Source organism: Humibacter ginsengisoli, from assembly GCF_054780095.1.
The window spans coordinates 157,333-173,502 of sequence record NZ_BAAGWZ010000004.1 but is presented as its reverse complement, the minus strand read 5'-3'; the positions used below and the strand labels follow the sequence as shown (position 1 = coordinate 173,502).

Below are 16,170 nucleotides of genomic sequence, written 5' to 3'. Positions count from 1 at the left end.
GACACGTTCGCCCGCATCCCATGGTGCCGGTAGCATGCGAGCGGACGGGGGTGGTGATGTCCAGGAAGATCGTTCTGGCCGACCTTCCCGAGCCTCGGATGCCCCGACGGCTGTGGAAGCCGGCTACCCACGCCGACCATGACCGAGGCCCTGACCGAGCCGGCCGCGGAGTCGACGACGGGTTGGCGACCTTCCTGACGGTCCGGCCCCGCCTGTTCGGAATCGCCTACCGCATGCTCGGCAGCGTCGCCGATGCGGAGGATCTGGTCCAGGAGGTCTGGCTGCGCTGGCAGCACTATGAGCGCGACCGGGTACGGGAGCCTGCGGCGTTTTTGGCCACCACGACGACCCGCATGGCGATCAACGAGTTGCAATCCGCTCGAGCCCGGCGCGAGTCATACATCGGGCCGTGGCTGCCGGAACCGATCGACACCGGTCAGAATCCCGAACTCGCCGCGGAGAACGACGAGACGCTGCAACTCGCGGTGCTCTTCCTCCTCGAGCGGCTGACGCCCGCGGAACGTGCTGCTTACGTTCTGCGTGAAGCGTTCGATGCGCCATACAGCGAGATCGCCGAGACCATCGACACCACCGAACCGAACGCCAGACAGCTCGTGAGCAGGGCACGACGACACCTCGCGGAACAACGCGGCACACAGGTGAGCGCATCGGAACAACGCCGCTTCATGACCGCATTCCTCGATGCGGCCCGCAGTGGTGACCTCGAGCGACTCGAATCACTCCTCGCCGATGACGTCGTCACTTGGGCCGACGGCGACGGCAAGGGCAATGCCGCGCGAATCCCCGTCGCCGGCCGGGAACGGGTCGCGAAGTTCCTCATGGCATTCGGCGCCTGGCTCTGGGAGCTCGTCGACGTGCGGTTCGTGGAGGCCAACAATCGACTGGGTTGCCTGCTCATCTACCAGGGGGTCCCCTTCGCCATGGTGACCGTCACCGCAACCGTCCACGGCATCGATCGCATGTACTGGATGATGAATCCGGCGAAACTCGGCGGCGTCGTCTACACCTTCCGCGACGCAGACGACGCCTAGCTTGTCGGATGCATGGTGATGACACCACTTATGGCGATCCTCGCCGCGTTTGTCGGATCGCCCACTTCCTGTTCGACGAAGAGATGCCGAACGAAACGCGTCCGGATCAGTGAATGGAGTAAGCCATGTCGCAGTACGCAGTCCTCATCTACGGTCCAGCCGATCCGGTCGGCGAGACAACGGATGAGCGGGATGCCCACGACAGCTACGCCGACGATCTCACCGCATCCGGAGACATGGTGGTCGCCGTCGCGCTTCAACCAGCTGAGACCACGGCCGTCTCCGTGCGCCACGGCGAGGTGACGGATGGTCCGTTCGTGGAGAGCAAAGAACTCATCGCCGGCTTCTATGTGATCGAGGCGGATGACCTCGGTTCGGCACTCGAGATAGCGCGCCGCAACCCGATCAATCGTCAGGGCGGGGGCGTCGAGGTGCGCCCGGTCGAGGGCGCTTTCATCGCCGATCGAGCGTTCTCCGGCGACTGAAGCGGCGCATCCAGTAACTACGCGACTCCATGGAGCCCAGGTCCGGCCGGATCAGTGAGCTCGGGAAACTCCTCCGGTGACCTCGCTCAGTACGCCGTCTGCCGCTTCCCCCACCACTCCCGGCAGGAGGAGACGCCACATGTCGAGCACCCAGTCCGTCAACTCGGCCCGGTGACCTAACGCTGTCGCAACCTGCTGAGTGCCGAAGAACGCGGCGACCAGCACCCTCGCGGCAGCCGCGACGTCGAGCCCTTCCACAAGCTGCCCAGCGTTCTCCGCATCCCGCAAAGCCGCTTCCGTTAGTGCGATCCAGTTCACGTACGGCGTCGGCATTTCGACGTCGACCACGTCCACATCGCGCTGCAGGCGCACAGCGGCCCGGACCATCACGTCATCACGGAACTGCGCCGCGACCTCGAGCGACATCGCGACGAGGGATCGCACATCCGTGCTCCCGCCCGTACTGTAACGCTCGACGAGCGCGGGGAGTTCCGCGTAGAAGCGTTCCACGATCGAGAGAGCCATCGAACCCTTGCTCGGGAAGTGGTAGCCCAGCGCGCCCTTCGTCTTGCCGAGCCGGTCGGCGACGCCTTGGAGCGTGGCGGCCGCGTATCCGTGCTCGTCGAACTCCTGAGCTGCAGCCAGCAGCAGCGTCTCCCGCGTCTCGATCGACCTGTTCTGCACGCTGATTCTCCCCTCCGGGCACTCTGCGGATGTCGCAGCCCACTGCATGATCATCCCAGGTTCGAGGCTGCGGTGTCTCGACTTCAGGTAGGTGCACCGCTGAACTTCGATCGACAGCGGGCAACCAGCGCTCCGGAAGAAGTCCATCCAGCTCACGAACGTGGCGCCCTTAAACATCGTCTCCACGAGGCGGGCGGACGAGGGCAGCTGACCGCCCGGAGCTACTGGACCTCAAGGCCGGACCGGATGATGGTGTGCTGCTTAGCGAATCGTTGCATTCTGCCGCTAGCCTTGGCCCCCGAACAGTCATGTACAGTCGTTGGCGATTGTCTATTCATTGGAGGATGCAATGACTGTCCCGCGAATGCGCCTAATCATCGACAACGACTTCTCGGGGGATCCAGACGATCTGTTCCAGCTCGTGCATCATGTGTTGTCACCCTCGGTCGAAATTCGAGGAATCATCGGGTCGCACCTCAGCCCGGATGACCCGTTCGACTCGTCGACCTCCCAGGCCGAGAATGCTGTGCGCACCGCGGAAGAAATCCTCGACCTGCTCAATGCAAAGGGACGCTATCCGGTATGGCTGGGCTCCAACACTGCGCTTACCTCCGAAACGGACCCGATTGACACCGAGGCCGCCCGCGGCATCATCGCCGAAGCGATGCGCGCCGACACGGACCTCCCACTTTACGTCGCGCTCGGTGCAGGTCTCACCGAACTCGCCAGCGCATATCTGCTCGAACCGAGGATCGCCGAGCGTCTCACGGCTATCTGGATCGGAGGCAATGAGCACGCTGACCTTGCAACACCACCTCCCGACGCTGCGGCCGTGGAATACAACCTGAACGTCGACATTCTCGCGGCACAAGTCATCTTCAACGATTCCCCGATTCGACTCTGGCAGGTCCCCCGGAACGTCTACCGGCAATGCTTGGTCTCGCAGGCGGAGTTGGAGGTTCGGGTTCGCTCGATGGGTGCTCTAGGCGACCGGATGGCACGTGCGATCGACGACCTCGCCGAACGCGCCGGCCAATTGGGGCATCCGCTGGGCGAGACCTATGCTCTCGGCGATAGTCCGCTCGTTCTGCTTACTGCATTACAGTCTGCCTTCGAGCCCGATCCGTCATCCAGCTTCCACGTGACGAAGCCGACACCGCGGCTGAATTCGGATGGCTCGTACAGCGACATTCCCTCGAGCAGACCGATGCGCGTCTACACGGATCTAGACACCCGGCTGATGTTCGAGGACTTCTTCCTGAAACTGAAACTCTTCGCGACACGCTGACGCAGAGAAGTATTGTTCGCTCGGCGATTACGACGAGCGCAGAAGGTAATCGGCCGTGCCCTCGTCTGTGATCAGTACATTGATCCAGCTGCCGCGCACAGCCGCCTGGATTGCCTCATGTTTGCGCGCGCCACCGGCGACGCCGATGCGCCGAGGCGTGCGGCGCAGTTGTTCTGCCGAAATGCCAATCACTCGTCGTTCCAAGTCGCTCTCCACCAAGACACCGGACTTGTCGAAGAACCGCAGGCACACGTCACCGACTGCGCCCTGCCGTCGCAACTGCTTCTCGTCGTCATCCGAGATGGTGTTGCCCGACGATCGCAGCAGTTCCGAAGGTTTGAGACTACCGATGCCGACAAGAGCAACCGTGAGGTCGTCCCAGAGCGACGGTGCCGTCCCTGAGTAGGAGTCGTTCAGAAGCACATCGACAACGGATGCGTCGGCAACGATTCCTGGGAGCGGAAGGTACACGGCACTGCTACCTGTGACACGCGCGAGGCCGTCTGCCAGATGAGTGGCTTTGACTTGCGCCGCGGGGTTCCCGACACCGCCGAGTATCTGCACGACTTCGCGCGCCATGCGAGTGGTTCGCGGGGACATGGCTTTCAACACCGCGAGCAGGGTCGACGACCATGACGAAATACCGATCCGATCGTCAGGACTGAGCGACGCTTCCAGGTAGCCAGCGGCACCGCTCCCGAGAGCTGCGAGGAGCGCCTCCTCGTTGTGTTCGACAGGAGCATCGACGATCACCACGTCGCGGAGCTCGTAGCGGGTGCGGATCTCGTCCTCCAGATCCGTGTGCACGCCGGATGGCGCGACCACTATGGTGCGCACCACACCCATCGCCACAGCTTCCTTCAGCAATCGCGAGACACGTGATTGCGACAGGTTCAACTGCTCTGCAATCTCAGGCTGCGTCATTCCGCGCTCGTGATACATGCGCGCCACCTTTGTCAGCAGTGCGACCTTCTTCTGCGGAGGCAGCTGCGGCACATCCGCGGACAAGGAACTCATACCCACCAGAGTAGTGCATAAACATGCGCTTACCTTGGAGCGTTCCGGCTTCGTCGAGCGAATATATGCCCACTGTTGACGAAACATGACCTATCTGCGTACCCTGGCATGACGATGCGAAAACGCATGAGTATGCCCGCAGCGGTTCGGACCATTCCCGAAGGAGACCCGATGAAGCGCCGCCTGATCATCAATACCGACGCCAAGAACGAGGCCGATGACCAGTACGCCATCGTGCATGCCCTGCTCTCGCCCACCTTGGAAGTGGCCGGCATCATCGCCGCACACTTCGGAGAAGCTAAGAGCGCGCACAGCATGCAAGACAGCCGAGACGAGGTCGATCTCCTGCTGCATTTGCTCCATCGCGACGACGTCGTGGTCGCGAACGGCGCGGCTCACGCCATCCCGGACGCTGCCACGCCAGCGGATTCAGACGGGGCGCGACTGATCATTCAGGAGGCGCACACGGCTGGCCCGCTTTTCATCATCTTCTTGGGCCCGCTGACTGACATGGCGAGCGCGTTGCTCCTCGATCCGACGATCGCCGAGAATCCGGATATCACCGTCGTCTGGATCGGAGGTACACCATACGACGGGATCACCGGCGGCGAAGCACGTGGTGAGTACAACCTCAGCAACGACGTCACAAGCGCGAACGTAGTCTTCCAGTCGAACTTGCGGGTGTGGCAGATACCAATGTCGGTCTACCGAATGGTCGGCGTGAGCTATGCCGAGTTGGACGAGAAGGTCGCGCCGTATGGCGAGCTCGGTGCGTACCTCGTGCGTCAGCTCAAGGAGTTCAATGCAGCCAATGTCGAGCCGGAGATCGAGTACCGCACACTCGGCGACTCACCCGCGGTGAGTGTCGTTCTCAACCCTGACGGCGCCATATGGCGCAACCGCCCCGTACAGGTCTTCGGCGAGGACGCACGAATGACCAACGTCGTCGTCGAGGGGCGTTCCGTGCGCGTCGCCGAAACGGTTGATGCGCGCTTCCTCCTCGAAGACATGTTCGCGAAGATCAAGGCCCACGCTGCTCGGTCGTGACCGGGCTAATCCCTGCACCACCCACCCCACATAAAACCCATCCCAGAGCGGAGTCAGATCAATGAAGAGTCGGCACCCGGACAGCGGATCCAAACTCATCACGCGACGCGCCATCCTCGGCGCGGCAGCAGCGACACCCGTCGCGATATTCCTTGCCTCATGCTCGTCCACGTCCAGTGGCGGAAGCAGCGAGAGCAAGAACCTCACACTGCTCACATATGACAACGCGGCGCCGGCGAAGATCCTGCAGGCCCAGCTCGATGTGTTCCACAAGAAGACCGGTATCAAGGTCACGCTCAACACGATCCCGGGCTCGGGTGCAGCGATCTTCCCGTCGAAGCTCCGCACCGAATTGGTGGGCGGTAAGGGGCCGGATGTCTGGCGCATCTGGGGCGGAAGCATCGGCGGCCCATTCGCACAGAACAGCTTCGCCGCTGATCTGTCGCCGTACTACAAGAAGTACGGCTGGAACAGCGTCATCCCGAAGAACGACATTGACGGCATGACGTGGAATGGAAAGCCGTATGGCCTTCCGCTCTACGGAGTAACCGTGAGCGCGTGGTACTCGAAGGACGCCTTCAACAAGGCAGGCATCACTTCTGAGCCGACCAGCTACGCGGAACTGGTTGCGGCGAACGAGAAGCTGGTGGCCAGCGGCCAGGTGCCGTGCGGCCTCGGGGGCGAATACGGCTGGGACGTCATGCGTCTCTTCGAGTACCTGCTGGAGAAGAACGCGGGCCCTGCGCTGCACGACAAGCTGATAACAGGCAAGGCGAGCTGGAACACGCCTTCCGTGGTGCAATCCTTCACCGAGTTGAAGGAGTGGGCTGACAAAGGTTGGCTGCCGCAGGGCGTCATGGGACTCGACCCGAACAACACCGAACCGGGATTCACCCAGGGCAAGTACGCCTACACGCTCGCGGGCGCGTGGGTCGACAGCCAAGACATCCAGACGTCCAAAGATCCATCGGCCTACAGCACCTTCAGGATGCCGACTGATCAGAAACCGATCCGTCACGCCGGCTGGGTCGAAGGCTTCATGATCAATGCCGCGTCCAAGAGCCCGGACAACGCCGCGAAACTCCTCGACTTCCTCGGCAAGGTGTCGACGCAGAAGGCGATCCAGAACACGGAGTCGACCGTGAAGGGTGCCGGGCCCGATCCTTCGAAGTATCCTGCCAGCGCACTGAATGCGAAGATCGGAGCCGACAATCCCTTCTACACCATTCAGGACCAGGCCCTTCCGGCCGAGACTGCGAACACCTACTTCTCGATCCAGTCGGAGGTGGTTCAGGGCTCGATGACACCAGCGAAGGCTGCGGCACAGATGGAACCGGCGATCAAGTCGGGCTTCAGTAAGTCGAGCAAGTAGCCGCGCATGAGCACGACGACACGCTCGTTTCCAGCGGCGGCGCGCATGAAGCGTCGCCGCTGGTCACAAGGCCTGAACATCTGGCTGTTCGCGTTGCCTGCACTGGTCGCTTATGTGGTGTTCCTGGTCTCACCGGCCGTTCAGTCGATCTGGATCAGCCTGACGAACTGGAACGGCATCTCGCCCACCAAGGTTTTCGTCGGCCTGGACAACTACGTCCAGATCTTCCAAGACTCGACCGCACTGCTCGCCATCCGCAACAACGTGGTGTGGACGATCGTGACGATCGCCGTGCCGATGGTTCTCGGTCTGCTGCTGGCGGTGGCACTCAATGGTGCGACGTTGCTCAAACCGCTCCTTCGCACTGTCTTTTACATGCCCGCTGTCATGCCACTTGTCGCCATAGCCACGATCTGGAGCTGGCTCTATGACCCGTCGAACGGAGCGATCAATGCTCTCCTGAAAGACATCGGCCTCGGAGCTCTCGCGCAGCCGTGGCTCGGCCAGTCGTCCACGGCGTTCGGAGCCATCATGGTTCCCGCCATCTGGGTGCGCACTGGCTTCCCGATGCTCATCTATCTGGCATCGCTGCAGGGTATCCCATCAGAGCTTTACGAGTCGGCGAAGACGGATGGCGCGAGCGCCTGGCAGTGCTTCTGGCACATCACGATGCCGAGCTTGCGGCCCGCGCACTACATCGTGCTGGCGTTGTCGCTGATCGACTCGTTCAAGGTCTTCGACATCATCTACGCGATGACATACGGCGGTCCGGGCAATTCGACTCAGGTTCTCGGCACCTGGATGTACTTCAACGTTTTCCAGTTCTACCACGCGGGTTACGGCACTGCGATCGCCGTGTTCATCACGATCGTCGCTCTCGCCTGCGGCATCCCATACGTGATCTCACAGATGAGAGAAGAGAAATGACCGCGACGACAACGACGTTGACGCGCGACGAGACCGAGCTTCGCGGATCGGCTCCGGTGAAGAGGGCGATATCCAGGCGCAAGCTCGCTGCCATGATCGTCAGTACCGTGGTGCTTCTGGTGATCGCGATCGTCTGGTTCGCGCCGTTCATCATCCTGCTCTTGACGAGCATCCGCTCTGCAACGGACTTCGCCCAGAATGGGCCCCTAGCCCTCCCGACTTCGTTCACGTTTCAGAACTTCGTGAGGTCGTGGGGTGAGGGCCTGTTCTCCGATACCTATCGCAACAGCATCATCATCACGGTGGTGAAGGTACCCATTGGAGTACTCATCTCGGCGATGTTGGCATTCGCCCTTGCGAAGCTGCGCATGTTCGGACGCAAGACGGTCATGTTCGCCGTGTTCCTGGGACTGACGGTGCCCATCTATATCACGCTCGTACCGCTTTTCGGCATCGTGAAAGATCTCGGCCTCATCGACAACGTCTTCGGGCTCCTAGGGCCTTACCTTGCGTTCGGCATCCCCTTCGAAGTGCTGGTTCTGCACTCCTTCTTCCGACGTGTTCCCGAGGAGGTCTTCGAGGCAGCTCGCATCGACGGCGCCGGCAACTGGCGGATCTTCTTCCAGATCATGCTGCCACTCTCTTTGCCAGCTCTGATCACCGTGGCCATCCTCGACGCCGTCGCCACATGGAATGAGCTCCTGATGGCACTGATCCTCCTCAATTCGAACCAAAACAAGACGCTCCCATTGGGACTCCTGAACTTCTCCGGACAGTTCGGAACCGACTACACGGGCCTCGCTGCAGGCATCCTCATCGCCGTCATTCCGATGCTCATCGCGTACGCCATCCTTCAGCGCTGGATCGTCTCAGGGCTGACTGCCGGCGCCGTGAAGGGTTGAATCCGTGCACGCAACACAGAACGGAAGAAAGACACACATGCTGTACGCAGATGCTGAACAGGTCAGTGTTTGGCGACACCTGCGCCAGGCGATCGCCGCGGCGGCGCCAGAGGAACGCAACGCTCTCCTCCACAACGAAGCGACCTGGATACGCCGATCTGTCGTTTCCATGATCGACTCGGCTCGGCAGGGACACATCGGCGGCGACTTCTCCGTCACCGACATCCTGACGACGCTGTACTTCGCGGTGTTGAATATCGACCCGGAGCGCCCGGACTGGCCGGAGCGGGATACGTATATTCAGAGCAAAGGGCATGCGGCCGCTTCGCTGTACTCGACGCTGGCGCGGTGCGGCTACTTCTCTCCATCGGAGCTCGGCACCTTCATGGCCCCGCTGTCGCCATTGAACGGGCATCCGAACCGTAACAAGGTGCCGGGTGTAGAAACGAACACCGGCCCGCTCGGCCACGGCCTCCCGGTCGCCGTCGGCACCGCAATCGGTGCCAAGCTCGCCGGTCGGAGTTCGCGCACCTTCGTGGTGATGGGCGATGGTGAGATGCAGGAGGGTTCGAACTGGGAGGCGTTGATGGCGGGTGCGCACTACCGCCTTGACAACTTGACGGCGATCGTCGACCGCAACCGGCTGCAACAGGGGGCCAGGACCGAGGAGACAAACGCGCTCGATCCGCTTGACGTGAAGCTGGCCGCCTTCAACTGGGAGGTGCGGGTTGTAGACGGACATGACTACAACGAGCTCTTGGCGGCGTTCGGCCCTTCGACCACTGGTCGGCCAGTCGCCGTCGTGGCGAACACTGTGAAGGGGCGAGGGGTCTCGTTCATCGAGGACCGCGTCGAGTGGCATCACAAGGTGCCGAACGCCGAACAAGTGAGCGCAGCGCTGGAGGAACTCATATGACCACGATCGAGACAGCGGTCTCCCGGCCGGCGGAAGCTTTCGATAACCGTGTGCCCTTCGCCGAGGAGCTCATCGCCCAGGCACGTGAGAACGATCGAGTCGTCGCGGTGTGCAATGACTCGGTCGGATCCAGCAACCTGGTCGCCTTCCGTCAAGAGTTTCCGGATCGCCTCATCAACGTGGGTATCGCGGAGCAGGACCTTATCGGGGTCGGCGCCGGGCTCGCGAACGCCGGGATGATCCCGTTCGTGTGCGGCGCGGCGCCGTTCCTCACGGGACGGTCACTGGAGCAAGTGAAGGCGGACGTAGCGTACAACCAGCTACCGGTCACGCTCTGCGGAATGAGCCCGGGCATGGCCTACGGGGAACTGGGCCCAACTCACCACTCGGTCGAGGACTTCTCCTGGCTCCGCGCTCTGCCCGGCCTTGACATCGTCGTCCCCGCCGATCGGGAACAGACACGTCAGGCGGTGCGCGACGCCGTGAGCGACCCACGGCCGGCGTTCCTCCGCGTCGGCAGATTCAAGGTACCCGATCTCCCGAACGGAACCCCACCCATCGAGCGCGGCACCATCCAGGTCCTGAGGGACGGCTCGGACGTGACGCTCATCGGTCTGGGAACTACAGTGTCACGAGCACTCGCAGCGGCCGATCTGCTCGCATCCGACGGCATCAGTTCCCGCGTGCTCAACGCCGCCTACCTGGCGCCGCTCGACGTCGCCACGATCGCGTGCGCTGCACGTGAGACCCGCGCGATCGTGACCGCCGAGGAGGCCAATGTCTCCGGCGGCCTCGGTGCCGCCGTGACCGGGGTCGTGGCCGCACTCGAGTCTGCCGCACGCGTGCCGATCGAGATCCTCGGACTGCGCGAGTTCGCGCCCACGGGCAGCACCGCGTTCCTCCTCGAGCGCTTCGGCCTCACCGACGAGGCCATCGCCGAAGCAGCGAAGGCGGCTCTTACGCGTGCTTGATTCTCCGGTGGTCGTCGCCGTCGATCAGGGCACGAGCTCAACCAAGTGCGTGGTGGTCGATGCCAACCGGCGCGTCCTCGGCGTCGACTCGGTCACGATCGGGCAGCACCATCCGCGGCCGGGATGGGTCGAGCAGAACGCGGACGAGATCGCGCGCTCGGTGCAAACCCTCCTGCATCGAACCCAGGATGCCTACGGATCACGCGTCTGCGCCGTCGGTCTTTCCACGCAGCGTGAGTCGGCACTCGTCTGGGAGCGGTCTACCGGCCGCTGCCTCGGGCCCGTGCTCGGCTGGCAGGACCGACGCACCGCCGACCTCGTGCAGCGGCTGGAAGCCGACGGCTCGGCCTCCGAGATCACCGCGCGAACCGGGCTCCCCCTCGATCCCATGTTCTCCGCACCGAAATTGAAGTGGCTCCTCGACCAGACCGACCCTGACCGCCGTCGGTCCCGCGCCGGCGAGCTCGCGGTGGGAACGATCGACTCCTGGCTCAGCTACTGCCTTACTGGAGACCACGTGATCGAGACCGGAAACGCGAGCCGCACGCTCCTTCTCGACATCGACCGCGTCGCCTGGGATCCCGAGCTCCTTGAGATCTTCGACATCCCCGCGCCGACACTGCCGGAGCTCGTTGCCTCCGACGCTAAGCGACCCGGACGGGAAGGCGCGGCATCCATCGAGGCTGTGCTCGCCGACTCGCATGCCGCCCTCTACGGACACGGCGTTCGCTCGCCCGGTGCCGTGAAGATCACCTACGGCACCGGATCGTCGGTCATGGGACTCGCGCCCGCCGGCCACTCCGTGCCGTCTTCGCTGGCGCGGACGATCGCTTGGACGACCGGCGGACGGACGGAGCGCGCGTTCGAGGGCAACATCCTCTCGACTGGAGCGACCCTTCTCTGGCTCGCTGGCATCCTCGGCAGCACGCCCACCGAGATGCTTGAGACCGCGGCCAGTGCGCCTGTTCTGCACGGCGTCGACCTCGTCCCCGCGTTCGCGGGACTCGCAGCCCCCTGGTGGGATGCATCGGCCGTCGCGACGATTCGCGGTTTCACGCTCGGTACCGACCGTGCAACGCTCGGCCGGGCCGCGGCAGACTCGATCGCCCTTCAGGTTGAGGACGTGCTCACCGCGTGCGAGAGCGCGGGCATCCCGATCGATCGCGTGCTGCTCGATGGTGGCCCGTCGTCCAACGATTGGCTCGTGCAGCTCCAGGCCGACCTCAGCCAGCGGACGGTGCAGCGCTCACTCGTCGCCGAGCTGTCGGGTCTCGGTGTTGCCGTTCTGGCCGGCGCCGCGCAGGGCTTATGGGAGCCGGATGCCGATACTCACGACCGCGGCGACACCTTCACCCCGAGGCTCGACGCGGACACTGCCACCATGCGACGGCGGTCATGGGCCGCGGCCGTGGCATCCGCCCGAAGGGTGGCGGATCTAGAACCCGCACCAACCACCAGCGCAAGGGAGCACACGCATGTCCACTGACCAGAAGTTTGGCGCCGGCATCTGGCATTTCGCCACCTATGTCGACCGGTACGCCACCGATGGATACGGCGAGCCGCGTACCATCATCGACGCCATCGAATTAGCCGGGAAGGTGGACGACCTCTCCGTCGTCGACCTGAACTGGCCGTACTTCGGTGGCGACTTCACGAACGAGCAGGTCAAACAAGCTTTGGACACCAACGGACTGAGTGTCATCGGCATCACGCCGGAGATCTACACGCGAAAGTTCGCGAAAGGTGCATTCACGAACCCCGACCCCGGTGTGCGGCGGGAGGCTCACGACCTCATCAGCCGCGCCGCGGACGTCGTTCGCTACTTCGGTGCCAGCTACGTCAAGCTGTGGCCGGGGCAGGACGGCTGGGACTACCCGTTCCAAGTGGACCATGGTGCACTGTGGAAGAACTCGATCGACGGCGTCGGAAGACTGGCGAGCGAGAATCCGGACCTGCGATTCGTCATCGAGTACAAGCCGCGGGAACCGCGGGTGCACATGAGCTTTGACTCTCTGCCGCGTACGCTCCTCGGCATCGAGAAGATCGGGCTGCCGAACGTCGGCATCCTGCTCGACTTCGGGCACGCACTGTTCGGCGGCGAGTCCCCCGCGGACTCCGCTCAGCTGGCGATCGACTACGGTCGCCTGTTCGGCATGGATGTGAACGACAACCTGCGTCAGTGGGACGACGACATGATTGCCGGCACTATCCATCCGATCGAGTTGTTCGAGTTCTTCTACACTCTGCGCAAGAACGCCTGGGAGGGCGTCTGGCAGCTCGACCAGTTCCCGTTCCGTGAAGACAGCGTCGCGGCCGCCAACCAGGCGATCGCGTTCCTCAAGGCAGCGCACCGGGGACTCGATGTGCTCGATGTGGATGCCCTTCGCAATGCTCAGAGCGAGCACGACGCCGTCGCGGCGCTCGCTCTCGCGCAGAAGGCGCTGTACTCGTCGTACTGAGCGGAGGCACACGCGTGATCCGGCGGTTCTGACAGACGGTCCGGTGTAGCTCGGCTGATCCTCGCCGGGGACGACAGCGCCTTCGCCACGAGAGCCTCGTTCGCGGTCGATGGAAGCATGACCAAGATCTGAGCATCCGTCCTGCTGCGACCGGAGGAGCGGTCAGCCGATGAGCGCGGGAACAAGCATGTAGAAGCCAACGACCACCACGACGACACCGACGAGCTCGTCAGTCCAGGTTGCGAGAGCCTCCTCCGCGTTCTTGCCCTTCTTCGCCACGTGCAGGATGCCGGCGAGCAGCAGGAAGATCGCGCCTCCGAGCCCGGCTGGCAGCACCCAACCAGGTAAGAGTGCCAGCAGACTGGCCAGCCCATGCCGATGTTGGCTGTTCCGAGTTCCCGGGCTAGCTGCACCTCCTGCACGCTCGGAGTGGCGGCGCCGAGGATGGCGGCAGTCGCCCCTTTGCCGGACACCTGGGCGATGCCGGCGGAAAGCAGACGCGTGCCGACACCCAGAACACCCACCACTTGCCGAACACCAGCACCGGGTCACCGCCCGAAACCGCGAGCTCGATGATTCCGCTGGCCACGGGCAGCACGGTGGTCTGCCCGCTACCACGACGAAGTAGCCCATTCGCGCCTCCTGCCGGCGCACCTCGCTCGGCCTCAGCCCCCGAATTGACTGACCCTGTCGACCGCGATGGTGAGGAGGATGCGCACCTGCTCGCGACCGCCGTACCAGAGGTACGGACCGCCGGTGTACTTCTGCGACAGCGTCTCAATGTGTTCGGCTGCGCCGTCGTAGCTGAGCGCCGCACGACCCCGGACCTGGTAGTAGCGCCCTTCGTTCTCCGGGTCGGTCACGGTCAGTGCGACACGCGGATCCCGGCGGATGTTGCGCACCTTCAGATGGGTGTCGACGCTGTTGACCAGAACGTGCTCGCCGTCAGTGTCGACCCACACCCGCGTCAGTTGCGGCGACCCATCCTTCATGACCGTGGCGAGGTAGCACATGCTGGCCGAACGCAAGAGGCGAAGAAGATCCGCGGGAAGCTCCACGCCGATCACCTTATCGGCGTGATGCGGGCCGACAGCGGATCAATGCTCCCCGGTCTCGCGCAGGTAGTGCTTGATCGCCTGGAAGCCGTGCGCGATCGCACCGCCCGCTCGCAGCGCGGCCGCGATGAACACGGTCTCGGAGATCTCCGCTTCCGTCGCGCCCTCTGCGGCTGCGGCCTTCGTGTGTGCCTCGATGCAGTAGACGCACTGCGTCGTCAGCGCGACCGCCAGAGCCATCAGCTCGGTGTACTTGCGCGGAATCGCCATGCCCTCGCGCCGCAGCGCCGCGTCGTCGAACGTCGTGAGCGCAGCGAAGGCGTCAGGCGCGCCTCGGCGGAGCTGCCGTGCGAACTGCTTGTCGCGCGGGTCGTGATAGTGCTCTGCGTAGGCCTCGGTCATGGGATGTTCCTCTCTTGCTGCGATGGTCTTGTAGCGAGTACTCATTCGTCGTCTCGGGTCAGAGTGGGGATCTCGCCCTCGTCCCCGAAGCCGACCTTGGGCAGAGCCATGGCATCCATGCTGATCGCCTCGCGCTCGGATCCAACCACGCCCTCGATGGTCCGGGTGCTGCCGGTGACCGTCTCGCCGCGGGCCATCCGGTCCAGCTGCACCCTCGTCGCGTGCCGATAGCGCAGTGCGAACACGACGATTCCGAGCGCCACCCAGACGCCGAGCGCGATCCACACCATCGGGGTGACGCCCTCGGTGAGCAGGTAGAACTGGTAGGCGCATACGGCGATGCCGACGATCGTGAACGTCCAGTGCAGCCAGAGCGGCAGCTTGAACGGCGACTGCGCGTACCGCTCTGCGAAGAGGTACCGCATCCGGATCGACGCGAGGATGAGGATCACGAACGTGACCTGGCCGATGAGGCTGCTGACGCTGCCGATCACGCTGATGTCGATGTGCGAGACAGCGGGAACGATGCCGACCACGAACATGATGCAGAGCAGCCAGTGCGGAGTGCCGAAGCGCTTGTTCACGGCCCCGACCTTCTTCGGGAACCAGCCGTCATCCACCGCGGCGAGCGCGCTCTTCGAGCCCCACAGCATCTGGGCGTTCATGGTGCCGATGACGGCGACGACCGCGCCGCCGAGGATGAAGAAGTACCACATCCACGGCGGCATGAACGTCTTCGCCACGACCGAGAGCGGTTCACCCGCCACCTTCGCGATCGGCAGGATGCCCGCAGCAGGCAGCGCGATCAGCACGTACATGATGCCGGCGAAGACGGTACCGCCGATCACCGCGGTGGGAATGGTGCGTCCCGGCTTCTTCATCTCACGTCCGAGCTCGGCGACCACGGTTCCCCCGCCGGTGGCAAAGGTGAGCAGCGCCGCGGCCTGGAACAGCTTGAGCGTGCCGTTCGGAATGACCGGCGGGTACTCGCTCCAGTGCACGTGCAGAAGCCCGAGCACGATGAAGCATCCGAACGCGACGAGCATGATGCCGGCGAGCACGATGCCGATGCGCGCCGAGAAGGATGCCCCCATCAGGTTCGCGACGAAGAAGATAGTGATCAGGGTCACGCACACGACGGTGGGATCGAACCACGCATTGAGGCTGTGCAGGTAGCTGCCGGCCGCTAGCCCGTACAGGCTCAGGCTCGCCATCTGGATGATGAAGAACCACAGATTGACGAAGCCCATGATCGGATGCACGAGCTTCGTCGCGTACGTGTAGGTGCCGCCGACGACGGGCATGGATGCGCCGAGCGTCGCGATCGGTACCGAGACGATGAGGATGGCGATCGCGGCGACGATGAACGCGATCGGCACTCCGCCGCCGGTCATCGCGATCGCCACACCGGTCAGGGACACGACTCCGCCGCCGACGATCTGATGGAACGAGATTCCCAGCGCCTGGGGCGTGGTGATCGATCTCTTGAGGTTCTCCTGGTTCAGCGTGCCAGCTGAGTTCAGCGCACCGGCTGCGGGGGCATCCATGTCACTCTCCATTCGAATCGAGCCCGCGACTCTGCGGGCGGAGGAT

The 16,170-nt window shown here is 63.6% G+C and carries 17 protein-coding genes; 11 read left to right on the top strand and 6 right to left on the bottom strand.

Translation table 11 applies throughout. The annotated features are described in order from the left end of the window. Positions 1-56: 56 nt before the first annotated feature. Together ACYVI5_RS07490 and ACYVI5_RS07485 are read left to right on the top strand one after the other, a co-directional pair. Positions 57-1,052, top strand: coding sequence for a sigma-70 family RNA polymerase sigma factor family protein (locus tag ACYVI5_RS07490; RefSeq protein ID WP_460579659.1), 996 nt, complete (start codon positions 57-59; stop codon positions 1,050-1,052). Between the two features lie 125 nt (positions 1,053-1,177). Continuing rightward, on the top strand, positions 1,178-1,537 hold the full coding sequence (locus ACYVI5_RS07485; RefSeq protein WP_460579658.1) for a YciI family protein: 360 nt from the start codon (positions 1,178-1,180) through the stop codon (positions 1,535-1,537). A 51-nt stretch (positions 1,538-1,588) separates the two neighbouring features. Here the strand turns inward: ACYVI5_RS07485 and ACYVI5_RS07480 are convergent, their stop codons facing one another. Beyond that, on the bottom strand, positions 1,589-2,221 hold the full coding sequence (locus ACYVI5_RS07480; protein ID WP_460579657.1) for a ScbR family autoregulator-binding transcription factor: 633 nt from the start codon (positions 2,219-2,221) through the stop codon (positions 1,589-1,591). 364 nt (positions 2,222-2,585) lie between these two features. Between ACYVI5_RS07480 and ACYVI5_RS07475 the strand changes: the two genes are divergently transcribed. Then, entirely contained in the window at positions 2,586-3,509 is a 924-nt protein-coding gene (locus ACYVI5_RS07475; protein WP_460579656.1) for a nucleoside hydrolase, read from the top strand. Between the two features lie 27 nt (positions 3,510-3,536). On the opposite strand, the gene ACYVI5_RS07470 is transcribed toward ACYVI5_RS07475, so the two are convergent. Continuing rightward, positions 3,537-4,526, bottom strand: coding sequence for a sugar-binding transcriptional regulator (locus ACYVI5_RS07470; protein ID WP_460579737.1), 990 nt, complete (start codon positions 4,524-4,526; stop codon positions 3,537-3,539). 171 nt (positions 4,527-4,697) lie between these two features. Between ACYVI5_RS07470 and ACYVI5_RS07465 the strand changes: the two genes are divergently transcribed. The 8 genes from ACYVI5_RS07465 (at position 4,698) to ACYVI5_RS07430 (ending at position 13,120) form a co-directional block, all read left to right on the top strand. Then, complete coding sequence (locus ACYVI5_RS07465) at positions 4,698-5,573, top strand: nucleoside hydrolase (RefSeq protein WP_460579655.1); 876 nt, start codon at positions 4,698-4,700, stop codon at positions 5,571-5,573. 61 nt (positions 5,574-5,634) lie between these two features. Next, positions 5,635-6,945, top strand: a complete 1,311-nt coding sequence (locus tag ACYVI5_RS07460) for an ABC transporter substrate-binding protein (protein WP_460579654.1) — start codon at positions 5,635-5,637, stop codon at positions 6,943-6,945. Between the two features lie 6 nt (positions 6,946-6,951). Further along, a complete protein-coding gene (locus tag ACYVI5_RS07455; RefSeq protein WP_460579653.1) occupies positions 6,952-7,872 on the top strand; it encodes a carbohydrate ABC transporter permease in 921 nt (306 codons plus the stop codon). After that, complete coding sequence (locus ACYVI5_RS07450; protein WP_460579652.1) at positions 7,869-8,774, top strand: carbohydrate ABC transporter permease; 906 nt, start codon at positions 7,869-7,871, stop codon at positions 8,772-8,774. Before ACYVI5_RS07455 ends, ACYVI5_RS07450 begins: the two co-directional genes overlap by 4 nt. Before the next feature lie 37 nt (positions 8,775-8,811). Then, entirely contained in the window at positions 8,812-9,690 is an 879-nt protein-coding gene (locus ACYVI5_RS07445) for a transketolase (RefSeq protein ID WP_460579651.1), read from the top strand. Further along, positions 9,687-10,661 (top strand): transketolase family protein, encoded by a 975-nt coding sequence (locus ACYVI5_RS07440; protein WP_460579650.1) that lies wholly within the window; start codon positions 9,687-9,689, stop codon positions 10,659-10,661. Before ACYVI5_RS07445 ends, ACYVI5_RS07440 begins: the two co-directional genes overlap by 4 nt. Beyond that, positions 10,654-12,147: an FGGY family carbohydrate kinase gene (locus tag ACYVI5_RS07435; RefSeq protein WP_460579649.1), complete on the top strand. Its 1,494-nt coding sequence runs from the start codon at positions 10,654-10,656 to the stop codon at positions 12,145-12,147. Before ACYVI5_RS07440 ends, ACYVI5_RS07435 begins: the two co-directional genes overlap by 8 nt. Then, complete coding sequence (locus tag ACYVI5_RS07430; RefSeq protein ID WP_460579648.1) at positions 12,137-13,120, top strand: sugar phosphate isomerase/epimerase family protein; 984 nt, start codon at positions 12,137-12,139, stop codon at positions 13,118-13,120. Before ACYVI5_RS07435 ends, ACYVI5_RS07430 begins: the two co-directional genes overlap by 11 nt. Positions 13,121-13,282: 162 nt before the next feature. Here ACYVI5_RS07430 and ACYVI5_RS07425 read toward each other — a convergent pair whose 3' ends face one another. The 4 genes from ACYVI5_RS07425 to ACYVI5_RS07410 form a co-directional block, all read right to left on the bottom strand. Continuing rightward, positions 13,283-13,456 (bottom strand): hypothetical protein, encoded by a 174-nt coding sequence (locus ACYVI5_RS07425; RefSeq protein WP_460579647.1) that lies wholly within the window; start codon positions 13,454-13,456, stop codon positions 13,283-13,285. A gap of 329 nt (positions 13,457-13,785) precedes the next feature. After that, on the bottom strand, positions 13,786-14,178 hold the full coding sequence (locus tag ACYVI5_RS07420) for a PPOX class F420-dependent oxidoreductase (RefSeq protein ID WP_460579646.1): 393 nt from the start codon (positions 14,176-14,178) through the stop codon (positions 13,786-13,788). 39 nt (positions 14,179-14,217) lie between these two features. Next, on the bottom strand, positions 14,218-14,577 hold the full coding sequence (locus ACYVI5_RS07415) for a carboxymuconolactone decarboxylase family protein (protein WP_460533460.1): 360 nt from the start codon (positions 14,575-14,577) through the stop codon (positions 14,218-14,220). A 41-nt stretch (positions 14,578-14,618) separates the two neighbouring features. Further along, the gene (locus tag ACYVI5_RS07410; protein WP_460579645.1) at positions 14,619-16,124 is read right to left on the bottom strand and encodes an APC family permease; all 1,506 of its coding nucleotides are present in this window, start codon (positions 16,122-16,124) and stop codon (positions 14,619-14,621) included. Between the last annotated feature and the right edge of the window lie 46 nt (positions 16,125-16,170).

Bases quoted from the DNA above. Each gene is read 5' to 3' on its own strand.
- ACYVI5_RS07440 (WP_460579650.1), top strand. From the start codon at position 9,687: ATGACCACGATCGAGACAGCGGTCTCCCGGCCGGCGGAAGCTTTCGAT.
- ACYVI5_RS07465 (WP_460579655.1), top strand. From the start codon at position 4,698: ATGAAGCGCCGCCTGATCATCAATACCGACGCCAAGAACGAGGCCGAT.
- ACYVI5_RS07490 (WP_460579659.1), top strand. From the start codon at position 57: ATGTCCAGGAAGATCGTTCTGGCCGACCTTCCCGAGCCTCGGATGCCC.
- ACYVI5_RS07450 (WP_460579652.1), top strand. From the start codon at position 7,869: ATGACCGCGACGACAACGACGTTGACGCGCGACGAGACCGAGCTTCGC.
- ACYVI5_RS07485 (WP_460579658.1), top strand. From the start codon at position 1,178: ATGTCGCAGTACGCAGTCCTCATCTACGGTCCAGCCGATCCGGTCGGC.
- ACYVI5_RS07415 (WP_460533460.1), bottom strand. From the start codon at position 14,577: ATGACCGAGGCCTACGCAGAGCACTATCACGACCCGCGCGACAAGCAG.
- ACYVI5_RS07475 (WP_460579656.1), top strand. From the start codon at position 2,586: ATGCGCCTAATCATCGACAACGACTTCTCGGGGGATCCAGACGATCTG.
- ACYVI5_RS07445 (WP_460579651.1), top strand. From the start codon at position 8,812: ATGCTGTACGCAGATGCTGAACAGGTCAGTGTTTGGCGACACCTGCGC.
- ACYVI5_RS07470 (WP_460579737.1), bottom strand. From the start codon at position 4,526: ATGAGTTCCTTGTCCGCGGATGTGCCGCAGCTGCCTCCGCAGAAGAAG.
- ACYVI5_RS07455 (WP_460579653.1), top strand. From the start codon at position 6,952: ATGAGCACGACGACACGCTCGTTTCCAGCGGCGGCGCGCATGAAGCGT.
- ACYVI5_RS07410 (WP_460579645.1), bottom strand. From the start codon at position 16,124: ATGGATGCCCCCGCAGCCGGTGCGCTGAACTCAGCTGGCACGCTGAAC.
- ACYVI5_RS07460 (WP_460579654.1), top strand. From the start codon at position 5,635: ATGAAGAGTCGGCACCCGGACAGCGGATCCAAACTCATCACGCGACGC.
- ACYVI5_RS07430 (WP_460579648.1), top strand. From the start codon at position 12,137: ATGTCCACTGACCAGAAGTTTGGCGCCGGCATCTGGCATTTCGCCACC.